At 44.4% G+C, this 15817-nt stretch carries 17 protein-coding genes; 7 read left to right on the forward strand and 10 right to left on the reverse strand.

Going from position 1 to position 15817, the window contains the following annotated elements; all coding sequences use genetic code 11:
• Positions 1-11: 11 nt before the first annotated feature.
• Positions 12-884, reverse strand: coding sequence for an NAD(P)-dependent oxidoreductase (locus tag LCY76_RS22160; protein ID WP_248254476.1), 873 nt, complete (start codon positions 882-884; stop codon positions 12-14).
• 136 nt (positions 885-1020) lie between these two features.
• On the opposite strand from LCY76_RS22160, the gene LCY76_RS22165 reads away from it, so the two are divergent.
• On the forward strand, positions 1021-1641 hold the full coding sequence (locus LCY76_RS22165) for an NAD(P)-dependent oxidoreductase (RefSeq protein WP_248254477.1): 621 nt from the start codon (positions 1021-1023) through the stop codon (positions 1639-1641).
• Between the two features lie 503 nt (positions 1642-2144).
• Here the strand turns inward: LCY76_RS22165 and LCY76_RS22170 are convergent.
• The 3 genes from LCY76_RS22170 to LCY76_RS22180 all read right to left on the reverse strand — a co-directional run bounded on the left by LCY76_RS22170 (position 2145) and on the right by LCY76_RS22180 (position 4915).
• The gene (locus LCY76_RS22170) at positions 2145-2384 is read right to left on the reverse strand and encodes a hypothetical protein (RefSeq protein WP_248254478.1); all 240 of its coding nucleotides are present in this window, start codon (positions 2382-2384) and stop codon (positions 2145-2147) included.
• A gap of 102 nt (positions 2385-2486) precedes the next feature.
• Positions 2487-3032, reverse strand: a complete 546-nt coding sequence (locus LCY76_RS22175; RefSeq protein WP_248254479.1) for a DUF420 domain-containing protein — start codon at positions 3030-3032, stop codon at positions 2487-2489.
• A 176-nt stretch (positions 3033-3208) separates the two neighbouring features.
• Complete coding sequence (locus tag LCY76_RS22180; protein WP_248254480.1) at positions 3209-4915, reverse strand: M3 family oligoendopeptidase; 1707 nt, start codon at positions 4913-4915, stop codon at positions 3209-3211.
• Between the two features lie 134 nt (positions 4916-5049).
• On the opposite strand from LCY76_RS22180, the gene LCY76_RS22185 reads away from it, so the two are divergent.
• From LCY76_RS22185 to LCY76_RS22195, 3 genes are all read left to right on the forward strand, one after another.
• Positions 5050-6291 (forward strand): PucR family transcriptional regulator, encoded by a 1242-nt coding sequence (locus LCY76_RS22185; RefSeq protein WP_248254481.1) that lies wholly within the window; start codon positions 5050-5052, stop codon positions 6289-6291.
• A 138-nt stretch (positions 6292-6429) separates the two neighbouring features.
• The gene (gene ald / locus LCY76_RS22190; RefSeq protein WP_248254482.1) at positions 6430-7563 is read left to right on the forward strand and encodes an alanine dehydrogenase; all 1134 of its coding nucleotides are present in this window, start codon (positions 6430-6432) and stop codon (positions 7561-7563) included.
• 217 nt (positions 7564-7780) lie between these two features.
• A complete protein-coding gene (locus LCY76_RS22195) occupies positions 7781-8476 on the forward strand; it encodes a queuosine precursor transporter (protein ID WP_248254483.1) in 696 nt (231 codons plus the stop codon).
• A gap of 36 nt (positions 8477-8512) precedes the next feature.
• Here the strand turns inward: LCY76_RS22195 and LCY76_RS22200 are convergent, their stop codons facing one another.
• The 5 genes from LCY76_RS22200 to LCY76_RS22220 all read right to left on the reverse strand — a co-directional run bounded on the left by LCY76_RS22200 (position 8513) and on the right by LCY76_RS22220 (position 12064).
• On the reverse strand, positions 8513-9013 hold the full coding sequence (locus LCY76_RS22200) for a hypothetical protein (protein WP_248254484.1): 501 nt from the start codon (positions 9011-9013) through the stop codon (positions 8513-8515).
• Between the two features lie 101 nt (positions 9014-9114).
• Positions 9115-9609 (reverse strand): Crp/Fnr family transcriptional regulator, encoded by a 495-nt coding sequence (locus LCY76_RS22205; protein WP_248254485.1) that lies wholly within the window; start codon positions 9607-9609, stop codon positions 9115-9117.
• Positions 9610-9687: 78 nt separating this feature from the next.
• Positions 9688-10656 (reverse strand): YbgA family protein, encoded by a 969-nt coding sequence (locus LCY76_RS22210; RefSeq protein ID WP_248254486.1) that lies wholly within the window; start codon positions 10654-10656, stop codon positions 9688-9690.
• A 92-nt stretch (positions 10657-10748) separates the two neighbouring features.
• Positions 10749-11192: a GNAT family N-acetyltransferase gene (locus LCY76_RS22215; protein WP_248254487.1), complete on the reverse strand. Its 444-nt coding sequence runs from the start codon at positions 11190-11192 to the stop codon at positions 10749-10751.
• A gap of 14 nt (positions 11193-11206) precedes the next feature.
• Positions 11207-12064, reverse strand: a complete 858-nt coding sequence (locus tag LCY76_RS22220; protein WP_248254488.1) for a GNAT family N-acetyltransferase — start codon at positions 12062-12064, stop codon at positions 11207-11209.
• Positions 12065-12248: 184 nt separating this feature from the next.
• Here LCY76_RS22220 and LCY76_RS22225 point away from each other — a divergent pair, with 184 nt between their 5' ends.
• The 3 genes from LCY76_RS22225 to LCY76_RS22235 all read left to right on the forward strand — a co-directional run bounded on the left by LCY76_RS22225 (position 12249) and on the right by LCY76_RS22235 (position 14715).
• Complete coding sequence (locus LCY76_RS22225; RefSeq protein WP_248254489.1) at positions 12249-13271, forward strand: NADP-dependent oxidoreductase; 1023 nt, start codon at positions 12249-12251, stop codon at positions 13269-13271.
• A gap of 373 nt (positions 13272-13644) precedes the next feature.
• Entirely contained in the window at positions 13645-14094 is a 450-nt protein-coding gene (locus LCY76_RS22230) for a staygreen family protein (RefSeq protein WP_248254490.1), read from the forward strand.
• Between the two features lie 18 nt (positions 14095-14112).
• Positions 14113-14715, forward strand: coding sequence for a DUF3298 and DUF4163 domain-containing protein (locus LCY76_RS22235; RefSeq protein ID WP_248254491.1), 603 nt, complete (start codon positions 14113-14115; stop codon positions 14713-14715).
• Here LCY76_RS22235 and fni read toward each other — a convergent pair.
• On the reverse strand, positions 14705-15748 hold the full coding sequence (gene fni, locus LCY76_RS22240; protein WP_248254492.1) for a type 2 isopentenyl-diphosphate Delta-isomerase: 1044 nt from the start codon (positions 15746-15748) through the stop codon (positions 14705-14707). The genes LCY76_RS22235 and fni overlap by 11 nt on opposite strands.
• Positions 15749-15817: the final 69 nt, after the last annotated feature.

Raw genomic sequence — 15817 nt, forward strand, 5'->3', positions numbered from 1 at the left:
TTCCTTGAAAATTATTGCTTCAATCGTTTGTAAAGCGCGTGAGTGCCGCTGTTTTCCTCGCCCATCTCAGCAAGTTCCTCGTATAAATCTTTAGCCAGCTTCAACCCTGGAGTCAAAAGGCCCATTTCCTCAGCTGATTCGAGTGCAATCTTCATATCTTTTATAAAATGCTTCACGTAGAAGCCTGGTTCAAAGTTTCCTTTGATGATGCGCGGCGCCAAATTTGAAAGCGACCAGCTGCCCGCTGCACCTGATTCAATGCTTTTCAATACAGTAGACGGATCCAGTCGGGCTTTTTCTGCGTAAATAATCGCTTCGCACACACCGATCATACCTGAAGCGATCGCGATCTGGTTGCACATCTTAGTATGCTGTCCGGCCCCGGCTTTTCCTTGATAGACAATGTTTTGTCCCATCAGCTGCAGAATGGGAAGAACCGCTTCGAAGTCTTCCTTCTCTCCACCGGCCATAATGGATAGCCTTGCTTCACGCGCTCCCACGTCTCCGCCAGATACAGGTGCATCAAGTGCATGAAGTCCAAGCTCTTTTGCTGTACTGGAGATTTTTTCAGCCAGCCGAGGGCTCGAGGTCGTCATATCAATCACATACGAACCTTTTGCTGCATTTTCCAGGATACCGTTATCTCCAAAATAGACCTCTTCCACATCCGATGGATAGCCGACCATCGTGACCACCACTTGTGAAGCCTGTGCCACCTCAGCAACCGTGCTCTTCCATTCAGCCCCTTGGGTCAGCAGCTCTTCTGCCTTCTCTCGTGTTCTCGTATAAATATGTACGGGATGCCCTGCTTTTAATAGATGAGCAGCCATGCTTTTTCCCATTACACCGGTTCCTACAAATCCAATTGACTTCTTTTCACTCATGCTGTTTCCTCCTTCTTTATCTTTGTTTCTCATTATAGAGAAATCAAAAGTAACATACTAATGATTTTATTTTTGCTGTGGAGGTCCTCTATCAGGTAAGGTAGATTTAGATATGAAAACGAAGGCGGGATGAACCATGAAGCTATTATTGTTAGGATCTACCGGAAGAGTGGGCAGCTGTGTCTTGGAAAAGGCGATAAACGATGGCCATAAAGTGCACGTAATCGCAAGACATCCAGAAAAACTCGCGGCGCACCATGAGAACCTAACGATTCATACGGGAGATGCCACCGTAAACGCGGACCTTGAAAAAGCGATGGAAGGCTGCGAGGCTGTCATCAGTGCGCTGGGAACTGATGGGGGTACCGTGCTGACGGACTCCATTCCACTTGTGATCCAGGCGATGATGGACCGGGGAATTAAGCGGCTGGTCACGGTCGGAACAGCAGGTATTTTGGAAAGCCGTACAGAGCCCGGATTACTTCGCTATCAATCGAGCGAATCGAGACGGAGGCTGACAAGGGCGGCTGAAGAACATCACCGCGCTTACCTTGCCATGAAGCAATCACCCCTTCAGTGGACGATCGTTTGTCCGACCTATTTGCCTGACGGGCCAGAGATAGGAAACTACCGGGTGGAAAAGGATTACCTCCCTATGGATGGAACACAAATCAGCACAGGAGACACCGCTGTTTTTACCTATAAACAGCTATCCTCCAACGAATTTATCAAAAGCCGTGTGGGTATCGCTTATTAGAAGCAGGACAAGGACAGCCAGGCTGTCCTTTTTTATGTTTTGTGCTCATCTAGCGTCAGCAGCGAGCTAATTAAACATCGGAAGTCAGCCATTTCTCGTTATTTTTACTCTCTTTTTGGAAGAAAAATTGATGATTAATAGCTTTGGATGAACAAAGGACTAGTTTGTTAATGAAAATATACTGTTTTTCTACAATCTTTCTTTATTTTAACGAACATTTGTAATAATATGGTAATAAAATGACTAGCCATCATGTTTTATTTTCAAAATTTACGATTTATGTTCAAAATGTAAGAATTTATTTTCAAAAATTTCGATTTATGTTCAAAATGAGCCTTTTTATGTTCAAACTGTTTATACTCGACACCAATCGACAAGTTTTGACAGATTTATTTTTCTCTGTCTCGTCCGATATCCCTCTATAATTGCCTCATCATCCATCAAACCCTGTTTAATAGCAAAAAGCAGCCCGCCAGATGTACTGGACGGGCTGCAGCTTTTGCTTATTCTTCGGTTTCCTCATAATACTGAAGTTCTTTTTCCAGGATGGTATCGACCTCGAGTTCTGTCAGGCTTGTTTTTCTAGCCAGATGGTCGATGAGCTCGTCCATATCAACGTCTGCCGTCTGTAACTCAAAGTAATGACCTTCCTCTTTCAGTACGAGACGGATCTTTTCTTCCTCATACGATGTCTTCTCTTTAATGAACTGGACAGCTTTCTCCATTTTTTGTTCGATGCTCAAGTACTTCTCCTCCTTTTATAGCCTTTCCTTATTACTACCCGTTTCCGGCAAAGCTATTCGGTTCTTTTTAAGTATAGAAAAAAGCAGGAGAGTTCCTGCTTTTTAATAATACGGTGAAATCATTAAGTAAACAATAACACCCGTCAAACTGACATACAGCCATATCGGCATTGTCCAGCGGGCAATCTTTTTATGCTTTTCCACCTGCATGTTCAATCCGCGGGCAAGTGTGAACAGCGCGAGAGGAACAATAAGCGCAGCCAAAATAATATGCGTGATCAAAATAAAGAAATAGATGTACTTTAACGGGCCGTCTCCGCCATATTTAGTAGATTCGGCAAGATAGTGATACGTAACATAAGAAAGCAAGAACAGAGCAGTCGTCGTAAATGCTGCAAAGATAAAACGCTTATGCAGCTTGATGTTTTTTCTAAGGATAAAAAATAGCGCCGCCAAAAGGAACACAAAGGTAAAGCTGTTAAAAATCGCGTTCAGGCGGGGGAGAAGATGAACATCAAACGACACCTTGCCATTGTAAGCCGGTAAGAAAAACAAAATGACAACAAGAACATTGATCGCTATCGAAAGCCCAATGACAACAGGCGTATAATTTTTCTGCTTGACGGTAGTGTTTGATTGATCGCTCATGGATTAGTCTCCTTCATAATCTTCTTTTTTCGTTTCCTATTCTACCATTGTAGACAACAAACCTGAAGCTAACTCCCCCTGGAAATCACCAATTAAAGCCATCTGTCAAAAAAACTACAAATTTAAGCGCAGTTAAAAACCCCCTGAATTGACCAGGAGGCTGGAAGTCTTATGATTTATGCTTTTTGCAAAAACTTTGTGTCATCGATCTGCGCTTCCCATTTTCTCACTTCATCCATCACGGATTTAACGCAGCCCTCTTCAAACGGCGAAACAAGACCGGCGATGTTCACCAGCTCAGTAAATGGAAGACTACCTCCACGGCCGCACAGTTCAAGGTAATCCTGCCATGCTGCCTTATGATTCTCCCGTGAACGTTTCCAGAACTGAAGCGCGCAAACTTGAGCGAGTGTGTAGTCAATATAATAGAACGGCGTGCGGTAGATGTGGGTCTGCATCTGCCAGAAGCCGCCTTCTTCTAAGAACTCAATGCCGTCAAAATCACGGTGCGGCAAATATTTCTTCTCCAGGCGGCGCCACTCTTGTTTTCTCTCATTCGGTGACGCATCAGGATTCTCGTACACAAAATGCTGAAACTCATCGACAGCCACACCGTAAGGGATAAATTTAACTGCTGCGGCCAAATGGTCATAAAGATAGCGCTCTGTATCTTCCCCGAAGAACTGCTCCATCCAAGGATACGTAATCAGCTCCATGCTCATGGAGTGAATCTCGCAAGCTTCCAAGGTTGGAAATTGGTATTCAGGCACTTCGTAGCCTCTGCTCGTATACACCTGGAAGGCATGTCCTGCTTCATGAAGCAGGACCCGGATATCACCCTGTGAGCCGTTAAAGTTTGTGAAAATGAATGGTGACTGGTACTCACTGATATACGTACAGTAGCCCCCAGGCGCCTTGCCTTCCTTCGCTATCAGGTCAAGCAGCTCATTTTCAACCATAAAGGTGTAAAACTCATCCGTTTCCGGTGACAGCTCTTTGAAAATTTTGGCTCCCTGCTCAACAATCCAATCCGCATCACCTTTTGGTTTTGGATTCCCCTGCGGAAAACTGAAAGATTCATCATAGAATTTAAGACTGTCCACCCCTATTCTAGCCTTTTGTTTCTCCCTTAAGGACGTACAGAACGGAACGATATGCTCTTTGACCTGGTCACGGAATTTTTTTACCATGTTCTTGTCATAATCCGTTCGGTTCAGACGGTTGTAAGCGAGCTCAACAAAGCTTGAGAAGCCGAGTTTTTTAGCGATCGAAGTACGGAGCTTCACCAGCTCATCATATTGTCTGTCCAGTTCTTCCTTATGGTCATTAAAGAAGCCGAACTGCGCTTCCACGGCTTGTTTTCGGATGGTGCGCTCCGGTGATTGGGTAAACGGAATGAGCTGTGCCAGTGTTCTTTTTCCACCTAGGAAATCAATTTTTGCGGAAGACAGCAGCTTTACATACCGGCTTTTCAGTTTGTTTTCCAATTTAAGGTCTTCGACGACTTCCGGTGAATACGTTTTTAGCTCTGCATCCGCAAGGTTAAACAGATGCTTGCCCCACTTGCTCTCCAGTTCTTTTCTATACTTGGAATGGACGATCGCTTGGAAGAACTCGCTTACCATCCCTTGATAGACAGGAGTGTTTTCATCCATAAAATCGTGCTCTACTTTATAAAAAGGGTCTTCTGTATTTGATGTATACCTGATATGTACAATATTTTGCATCGTTTCGAAATGGTTTCGGATGGATACAAGCTCTGCCATTACTTCGTCTTGCTCATTGAAAGAAGCCGCGTGCTCAAAGCTTTCCAATTTTTGTTTAAACTCTTCTTGAAGCTGTTCCATATTGGGACGTTTATACGTAAACTCACTGAATTTCATGTGATCTTCTCCTCTCTTTCACCTGCTGTATTCTACACAGCTGCTTCTTTTCCTTTTTTGAATGAAAAGACTAGGGTTTTGGCCAAAATGTGTTTTATTATAGAGATAACAGTCAACTAACAGGAGCGTATCGTATGAATTCTAATTCTTATTCAAATAATCCGTTTAAAGGCACGTTCGGTGGCCTTGAAAACCTTGCAGATACGATCAGCGAAGTCCTTCATTGCCCTGTAACAATCGAAGACGCCAATCATCGGCTTCTGGCCTACAGCACTCATGAAAACAGCACGGATCCTGCACGCATTGCGACCATTATCGGCCGCCGTGTGCCTGAGAAAGTCATTAACAGCCTTTGGAAAGATGGGGTTATCCCAGGACTTCAGGCCAGTGATGAACCTCTTCGTGTATCCTCCATCTCCAAAGTCGGCCTGGGTGACCGTGTCGCCGTTTCCATTCGAAAAAATGAAGAGATCCTCGGCTACATCTGGGTTCTTGAAGTGGACCGACATCTGTCTGATGAGGATTTGGAGCTTTTAAAGAAGGCCGCACAGGCGGCCAAGAACCAGCTGCTTCAGCTCTATACCGGTTCGAGAAGAAAGCAGGAAAGCCTTCAGGAATTTTTCTGGAAGCTGCTGACCGGCCACAGCAGTAATGAGGAAGCCATTCAGGATAGCCTGCGGGACCTTGGAATCTTGCCCAGTTCTTCTGTCTCCGTGCTGATCTTTCAGTTCCCTGAAGAGATTGATGCGGGGTTCGAGAAAAATGTAAGCTACATCACTTCTGTCAATCAGAGCGTTAAAGCCCAACTGACAGCTGTAGATGAAAATCAAATGATTATGCTCGTCACCTCTGCACTTAAAGAACCGCTTAGTGAAATCCTACAAGAGTTTATTCTTTCTTTTGCTCAGCAAATGAAGGAGCGTTTTGGAGTGGAGGGCATTACAGCTGGTTTTGGAGGGGTCTACAGCTCGTACCATCTTACAGAAAAAAGCTACATGGAAGCACTGCAGGTCCTTAATATAAAAAACCGCTTTAAAGAAGGGGCATCCGATCTTTTTGGCTATGAAAATCTAGGTGTTTATCAGTTCCTTGACGTCATTCACCAGAAGCAGTCCGCGAGCCGCTACAGAAATCCAGCACTTGATAAATTGCTGGAGTACGACCGGCTCCATAAGACCGATCTGTACAACACGTTGGATACGTACCTGTCTGCCGGTTCCAATACACACCTTACAGCCAGTCTGCTCCATATTCATCTCAACACACTGACCTATCGGCTGAAACGAATTGCCGAAATCGGGCAGATCGACTTTAGGAATACGAACCAGAAAACGATGCTTTATCTGGATTTAAAGATTCAGCAGCTTTTTTATTGAAGAGCATTTGTGAAATTTCACAAACGCTCTTCTTTTTTTTCTCTTTTCCTCACAAAGAAATTTAAAGAGGAAAGGATTATACTGTAGGCACAGTAATAATGAAAACGCCATCATTTATGGCGCCAGGAGGTTTTTACAATGATTATTGGTGTACCTACAGAGATTAAAAACAACGAGAACCGTGTAGCTTTAACGCCGGCGGGTGTAGTTACTTTAATAAAAGCTGGACATGAAGTATTAGTAGAAACAAACGCGGGAGAAGGAAGCGGATTCCCTAACGAAGACTACGCTGCAGCTGGCGCAAACATGATCGACAGCGCTGCGGACGTTTGGGCTAAAGCAGACATGATCATGAAGGTTAAAGAACCTCTTGCTTCTGAATATAATTACTTCCGTCCTGGATTGATTCTTTTCACATACCTTCACCTTGCAGCTGAGCCAGAATTGGCGGCAGCTCTTACAGAGAAAGGTGTAACAGCGATCGCTTATGAAACTGTTGAGCAAAACCGTACGCTTCCATTGTTGACTCCAATGAGTGAAGTAGCAGGACGCATGTCTTCACAAATCGGTGCTCAATTCCTTGAAAAACCAAAAGGCGGAAAAGGGATCCTTCTAGGTGGTGTACCAGGAGTTAAGCGCGGAAAAGTAACCGTAATCGGCGGCGGTGTTGTTGGAACAAACGCTGCAAAAGTAGCAGCAGGACTTGGTGCTGACGTAACTATCATCGACTTAAGCCCAGACCGTCTTCGCCAATTGGAAGACATCTTCGGAAAAAGCGTACAAACGCTGATGTCCAGCCCAATGAACATCGCGGACGCAGTAGCAGAATCTGACCTTGTAATCGGTGCTGTTCTTATTCCTGGTGCTAAAGCGCCAAAGCTGGTTACAGAAGAAATGGTTAAATCCATGACTCCCGGATCTGTTATCGTAGACGTAGCGATCGACCAAGGCGGTATTTTCGAAACGGTTGACCACATTACAACACATGACAACCCAACTTACGAAAAACACGGCGTTGTTCACTATGCAGTTGCTAACATGCCTGGTGCGGTTCCTCGTACATCAACTATTGCATTGACGAACGCAACCGTTCCTTTCGCTCTTCAAATTGCAAACAAAGGTGTAACAGAAGCCGTATTGTCCAACCCAGCATTGAAATTGGGCCTTAACGCAGCCGGCGGACATATCACTTACGAAGCAGTTGCTAAAGATCTCGGGCTTGAGTATGTTCCTGCAGAATCTGCACTTGAAAAAGCTTTTCAAGCCATCTAATTTATAAAAGCTATTAGCACTTTCCTCTCTTCTTTAAGAGGGGAGGGTGCTTTTTTATGTCTACTCAATGTCTTTATTTCCCGGTAAATAATTTGTCGAACGAGCACCAATGTACATTGCTTTCTTTTCCACTTTCTCCTATAATTGTACTTTGTGAAAAACTAAATACACCGCGGTTCGAGAACTCCCGCTGTACCAAAACTAGGAGGTTATTTACATGTTTAACGTTTATTACGGTATTTTATTTGCTGCCGTGAACTTTATATTATTCATAATCTGTTACCGTCTGTTTGGCCGTAATGGTTTATATGTGTGGGTTGGAGCAGCTACCATCCTGGCGAACATTCAAGTGGTAAAAACGATTGAGATGTTCGGCCTAGTAATGACACTTGGTAATACTATGTATTCCACGATATACCTTTCTACCGACTTATTAAATGAAAAGTACGGTCAGAAAGAAGCGAAGAAAGCCGTTTGGTTTGGCTTTTTCACGCTCATCATGACGACTGTAATCATGCAGATGGTCTTGTTGTTTGAACCCGCCCAAAGTGATATTGCCCAAAAGCCGATGGAAGCACTGTTCGGATTAATGCCTAGACTAGCTGCTGCCAGTCTTGCCGCCTATCTGATCAGCCAGTTTATTGATGTAAAGCTGTATTCCATGCTGAAAAAAGCCTTTCCGGGATACGGACAGCTTTGGATCCGGAACAATGGAAGCACACTTCTCAGCCAGATGATAGATTCCTTAGTGTTTTGCACAATCGCTTTTGCAGGTGTCTATGAATGGAACGTATGGTTTGAGATTTTCATCACGACCTACCTGCTAAAATTTATCGTTTCTGCAACATCCACACCTGTTATTTATCTTGCAAGAAGCTTTACATTCAAGGAAGAAACAAAAAGCGAAGCCTGATCATCAGACTTCGCTTTTTTTAGTGGCTGCTGCCTATTATTTCATTTCTTTAATCATGGAATCCAACACTGCATTTCTTTCAGCAAGCTTTTGATTGACCTGCTTCTGAATGAGCAGCATTTGATCAAAATGGGTTTCAATTTTTGCTTTGTCTTTCGCTTTGATTGCTGCCTTAAGATTTTTCTTTTCCGTCTTGGCCTTATCGCGGAGAGCCTTCATCTCGTGACAGATCTTTTTCATTGCCTGATGGTTCTGATTTTGGTGCCAGGCACCGGGCTTTCCATTCCCCGTATGCAGTCTGAGGATCGTATCCTTTTTTAATAGCGCTTCCTGCTTAAGTTCGTAATACTGGATTTTCAATCGGTTTTTCTCGTGAAGCTTGTCTTTGTAAGGGGCAAGCTCTTTCCACATATGGTCTCTATGCATGTGGGTTTTCGGCTGGCCTCCGTTAGTCCCCGCCGCATTAGCATGTACCAGTCCTGTGAAAAGGCCTATGCTTAAACAGAGTGCTGTGGCTAAAATCATCACACGTTTCATGATGTTCATTCCTCCTTTGATTGGTGATACATCATTAGTGTGAGCAGCTTACAAGAAAATATAGGAAAAACATTATGTGATTTTTTTCATAAGTGAAAATCCTATAGATGGCGCAGCACACGATTGACCGTTTCACGGCGCAGGCCGACAAACTGGCCGATCTCCTCCTGTGTCAGCACATCTTTTACCGACATATCCGGAAAATATTGCCGAAACCAGTTTTGCAGCAAAACCACCCGTTCTTTTGTGGCAACAGCGGTCAGCTGGTCGATGCGCTGCTGCATCATTCGAAGCTTTGTTTGCAGCAGCAATGCCACTTCCCGGTACTTTTCCGGGTTCTCCGATAGCTCCCTGTACCACTCTTTTTCAGGAATCACTTCCACTTCTGCCGGAAGAAGAGCCATAGCCGTCCCATGATAATCTTTTTCGCTGATTAGCGAGTGGTGCGGGATTACTTCTCCAGGCACGATCAAATTCAGCAATGAAGCGGTTCCATCTTCATGCACACGGACCACTTTAAGGAGCCCGCTTTTCAGTTCAAAGAGCGGACCGCTTTCTCCCTGACGAAACAATATTTCCCCTTTATATAAAAACACGACGTGTTCCACCTCTTTGCATAAGTCTCATTCAACTATAACATGCAGACAAAGGCGGAAAAAGGAGATCCTCTAAGATCAATAATCTCTTCCTTTTCCGGAATCGGATATTTCAAGCAAGTCACCGGGATAGGGCTCAAACCAGCTTTGGCGGAGTATTTCTTCGTCTTCAAAACGGTATGCCCATGATTTGAGCAATGCCATCACGCTCGAAAACGGCTCTTTTTTCTCCGCTACTTTTTCTGTAAGCTCCAGAAAGTATGATTTTTCTTTGTCGTTTAAGAAACGGTCAAATGCTTTTGCCATTTCCTTTGCAGCATTTATGCTGGAATCATAGCGTGCCGTCCTTAAAAAAAGGCGGCTAAGCCCCTTTTCGTACAGTGAAAACAATTCCTCTGGCTTTTGCTGTTCTTTATTCTTCAAGATGCGGGTCAGAAGCTTTTGTGTCGGGCGGCTGTAGGCAAGAAACAAATACTTGTTTACTTCATGAAAGGCCGTCAGCCTTTGTAGAGACTTTTCTTTTTTCAGTTCCCTGAAGGCAGCCAGCAAGAATATTTTTGTAAAAAAACGTTCCCTGATCAGGAAGTTATTGAGGCGCCCCTCATCTTCTATGGCTAAATGGGGATACAGCTCGAGCACTTTGCCGCCAAAAAGGCCGCTGCTTGAGCCGATGGCCGGACCTTTTTCTGTTGAGGTATACAGCTTTACTTCTTTCAATCCACAGGAAGGCGAACGGCTTTTTAAAATAAAACCATCGATTTGCTGAAGAGACTGGAGGTAAGCATCAGAAAATTTTTCCATATCAGCAGTAACATCTTTGTCCGTTTTAGGCTGCATGAGGCGCTGTTCCCCATTTTGAAGAACAATTCTGATCGTTTCTCTCGGTGTTCCGAGTCCGATTTCAACTTCGGGGCAAACCGGCAGAAAGTCAACATGCGCCATTAGTTTGCGGATGGTTGGATGATGGATTACATCACCGTTATAACGGCAATGATCAAATTCTAAACACTGGCTGACAACAAGCTTTGGCTTTGCGAACGCTCCCATTGCAATTCTCCTTTTAACAAATCTCATAAGAGCATTGTTTCCCAATCAAAAAAACCTCATTCTAAAAATAGAATGAGGTTCCTTCAGCACCGTTAGATTGAATAGGTTAGGAAGTTTCCTTGTTTCCCGCCCATTTTTTCATAAAAACGCTGAGCTCTTTTGTTGTTATCTGCCGTTTCCCACAGCATGGACGCATAGCCGTTCTTTACTGAATACTCTTTGCAGGCATTAAACAATCCTTCAGCTACAGCTGTTCCCCTGCTGTCCTCGGCCACATACAGATCGTTCATCACCGTGATTTCTGCCACCCGGGTCGTGCTGTATGTAAAATAAAGCGTCGCAAAGCCTTTAAGCTCTTCGCCATGTTCTGCGACAAACTGAATGCCTCTCTCTCTTTTTAAAAGCACACTGATCAGCGCCTTCAGCTTTTCATCTTCCGGATGAGGGCTTTTATAGAAATCTACAATATATTCAAGCATGAGTGACCGCAGCTGCGCAGTATCTTCTTGCTGTGCGGTTCGAATACGTACTGACATTTTCATTCCCCTTTTCATTTCTGGTTAAAAGCGAGCTCCGTATACCTGCCGATCTCTTCATAGCCGATATCACGGTAAATTTTGTTGGAAGAAGGGTTGGTCTCATCGGTATAAATCGTACAGAACTTCCTGCCGGATTGAAGGAGTTCCCTGCTAAGACCTGCAACGCATGATTTGGCAAACCCTTTTCTCCGATGCTCTGGAGGGGTGTACACCATATTGACCGTCATCCCGTTCTTTGTAGGCCTCGTAATTGCCGCCATACTGACAGGCTGATCAGAGTCCCAAATATAGACTCTCTTTTCCTGAATCTTTTGGCAGGCGGTTTGCATCGCCTCCTGCTCTGTCAACAGCGATCGGGTCTCACTTCCCATTTCATACAGCCATTTTCCTGCGAGCTCGCTGTCTTTCAGGCTGGCCTGCCGCATTCTTCCCTGTGTAGGTGGGAAGGCTGTTAGCCGCTCAAGCCGGTAAAGCATCATTCTCATGGAAATTCGGTGGCTGTTCCCCGTTTCTCTCAGCCATATTTCTGCAAAAGCACGCGCAAGTTTTGCAGGTGCCGTAAGCTTCGATATTCCCCAGTCTTGCACGGCCAGTTTCTTGATCAAGAGGGGAAGTGCTTTTTCTTTGCCGAAAATAAGCAAAGGACGAGGCGGATTCATAAAGGCAGTAAGCAGGATATCACCGCCTTCTCTTATACAGCATAAAAAAGGAGGATTGCTGCTTGATGTCTTAACCTCCAGATGAGCAAGACAGCTGGACGTTATCAATTCCGCTGCTGCTTCATGCTTCAACAAAAATGATTCAGCGTTTTTATAAAAGTCTTTGATCTTACTGAATTGCTCCAGCTCCATATTCTCACCGCCATACATTCATTTTGCCAATCTCCTTTATTAGGTTTCTATGAACACAAGGGGTAAACCTGCTTTTGTACAACGATCACACTTTCTGATTTATTAAAGAAAACCTAAAATGCATATTCATTGGCATCCTATGAAAATCCCTTTATCATGACTAACAGGCATGACAATTAATAATGAGAGGTTTGGTGAAAAAATGGCAGCAGAAATAAATCAGCACATCTTATTAACAAGCCGTCCGAAAGGGATGCCAACAATGGACAACTTCAAATTTGAAGACATTGCGATCCCTGAACCGCAAAATGGACAAGTATTGCTTAAAACGCTCTATCTTTCCGTGGATCCTTACATGCGCGGCAGAATGAATGATACAAAATCCTATGTTCCTCCTTTTGAATTGAACAAGGCAATCAGCGGAGGAGTTGTGGCGGAGGTTGTTCAATCCCGTTCCAGCGAATTGGAAGAAGGAGACCTTGTTATCGGAAATCTTGACTGGGCACTCTATTCAGTCGCGGAGGATGCACAAGTCAGAAAGATTGATCCTGATCTAGCTCCAATCACTGCTAACCTTGGTATTCTTGGAATGCCTGGCCTCACTGCCTATTTCGGATTACTGGATATCGGCAATCCTCAGCAAGGGGAAACCGTTGTCGTATCAGGTGCAGCCGGTGCAGTAGGAAGCGCCGTCGGCCAAATCGCTAAAATTAAAGGTGCCCGTGTAGTAGGAATTGCAGGTTCTGAAGAAAAAATCAGCTATCTCAAAAATGAACTTGGTTTTGATGCCGTGGTAAACTACCGTGAAGCAGGCAATATCCGAAAAGCTCTTAAAGAAGCTTGCCCGGACGGTGTCGATGTATATTTTGATAATGTAGGAGGAGAAATTTCGGATGCGGCATTAAGCCTGCTCAACCAGAATGCCCGCATTCCGCTTTGCGGCCAAATTTCCCTGTATAATCTTGAAAAAGCGGATCATGGCCCTCGTATTCAAGGACAGCTGCTCATCAACAGCGCCTTGATGAAAGGATTCATCGTCAGCAACTATGCTTCTCACTTTGAAGAAGGAGCGAAACAGCTTGGACAGTGGCTCAAAGATGGAAAACTGAAATACGAAGAGAACATCGTGGAAGGCTTTGACAACACCATAGATGCGTTCTTAGGATTGTTTAAAGGAGAAAACCTCGGCAAGCAGCTCGTTAAAGTATCCGAGCCAAGCCGTTAATTTCTATTAAATAAACCCCAGACCTGACAAGGTCCGGGGTTTTTATTATGCCGGGCTAGAAGCTGCTTCAGCTTTTCTTGATCGGCATAATAGGACGAAAATGACCCAATTTCGTCTTAGGCCACTTCAGCTTTTCTTTGATCCAGCTTCAGTGACCATGCCCTCGAGGTCGTTTCACTTTTGCACAGAAAACAAAAAGTGTTTTATGCGCAAAACCTCCAACGCTTTTACCCGCTGGGCATAAGTGCAACATCAGCTTGCAAAAGACGCAAGCTGTGTTTTCTTTATCGGCATAAACGGCCACTTCAGCTTTTCTATTCACCTTTAGCCCTGAGATTGTATACATTGAACAAAAAGGAATTGAGGAACTTTCATGAAGATGCTTGATCCCAAGAAGCTGTATGTCCAGTATCGCCCCAATGCAAATCCTGCGGATCCAAAATATCCAAGGCGGTATACCCTTACTCACTCTGATACTACGGCGCAGCTGTTCCTCGTGGCAGGGCCTGAATTTGCATATGATACGACCAATGAGATGAGAGATGAAGTTTTTGCCGAATGGAAGACATTTAACCGTGAAAAAATTCTGTACGGCTATGTATTGATTGCAGACGAAAACACAAGTAAAAGCCAGGCCAAAACGAGAAATGAGATTTTCATGAGGGAATTGCCGCGGGTACTGGAGGCTTTTTTCTATGGAGACCGCTTCTTTTTCCAGGCACACCCGGAATATAAGGATGCTCCTGTCTATATTCAATTTGAATCAGTCTATCCTGAGTATCGCCAGGTAAAGTCTTATGGTCCGATCTCTAAATACCAATAAGTAAGAGGTGAGTTCCTTTTGTATGAAGCCCGCTCCTATACCAATCTGCTGATCCAGCAATATCAAAATAACAAAGCGACGGTTCAATATCCCCAAATCATTGGGCTGCCCCGTACCGAGACGCAGATTAAGCTGAACAAGGCGATAAAGGATAAGATATTCAGCCTGATGGATGAAAACGGAATCAAGCGCAAGGATTTAGAAGAAATGACAGGCTTATTTGAAGTAAAGCTCAATCAGGGAGACTGGCTGAGCATCGTGTTCACAAATTACGCCTATTGGAAAAATGCTGCACACGGCCTTACACTCCAAGAATCGATTACGATGAACGTAAAAACCGGCACCATTTATGAACTGCGTGATCTTTTTAAGGAAGGAAGCTATTATAAAACAAGGCTCACCGCCCTCATCAAAAAGCAGTTTAAAGAATTTCAATTCCCGCTCATTCAGCCCTATCAGAGCGTAAGAGACACGGATGCTTTCTATTTAACAAAATCTGGCCTCGTCATCTATTACCAAAGCTATGAATACACGCCTTATTATGTCGGAATTCCTGAATTTACAATACCTTATAATAAAATTGCTTCTATACTCAAACCAGAAGTGAAAATCAGCTTTTAATCTTTTTCAGCCGTTTCGTTGATTTTAGCTCGGCAACAGAAACCGCCCCAATCCCAAACATGGCCGTCCGCAGTTCAAATTCAATTTGATCAAGCTTTGAAATGATGGAATGTTCATTTTCAATAGCAGCCGGCAAAAGGATACGGCCATAGCCGGCAAGGTTTGCGCCAAGTGCCAGTGCCTTTGCAGCGTCCACACCGTTATTCAGCCCGCCGCTTGCAATGACAGGAACCTCTGCCGAACTTCCTTTCACTTCATTAAGAGCCTCCGCAGTCGAATTTCCCCACTCCAAGAAAGCTTCTGCCGCTTGTTCTCGCATTTGGTCTTTAGATCGGTATTTTTCTACTTGAATCCAAGAGGTTCCGCCCGCTCCTGCTACATCAATAAACTGCACTCCTGCGTTGATCAATTTTTGGGCAGTCTCCCCATCGATACCCATTCCCACCTCTTTCACACCGACCGGAACAGGCAGGTTTTTCGCCGCTTCTTCAATTTTTTTCAGTAGATTGGAGAAGTTGACGTCACCTTCCGGCTGGAAAATTTCCTGCATGCCGTTAAGGTGCAGGACAAGCCCATCTGCCTCGGCAATCTCAACAGCTTTCATGCACTCACGCAGCCCATACCCATAATTCAACTGCACCGCCCCTAGGTTAGCGATGACGGGTACAGAAGGAGCATAATTCCTGATTTGAAACGTGTAGGCTGTCTGCCCGTTCTCGATGGCCGCCCGCATGGATCCTAATCCAACCGCCCATCCTTGTTTCTCCGCAGCCAAAGCGAGAGCCTTATTGATCTGATACGCTTTTTCTGTGCCGCCTGTCATTGAACTGATCAAGAAAGGGGTTCTCATCGTTTTTCCGAGAAAAGAAGAAGACAAATCGATTTCGCTGAAGTTGATTTCAGGGAGCGCGTTATGCTTAAACCTGTAGTTTTCAAATCCTGTTGTCATCTTTTTTCCAGTCACATCTTGGTTTAGCGCAATTTCGATATGCTCGTTTTTTCGTTTTTCTGTATGGGAATTTTGCTCATCCACATCGATCTTCTCCTTTCCGGAACTTCTGTATCTTTCTAGACTTCCCCAAACCACATACTGTGTAACAAA

It is taken from the genome of Fictibacillus marinisediminis, from assembly GCF_023149135.1.
Lineage (GTDB): Bacteria > Bacillota > Bacilli > Bacillales > Fictibacillaceae > Fictibacillus_C > Fictibacillus_C marinisediminis.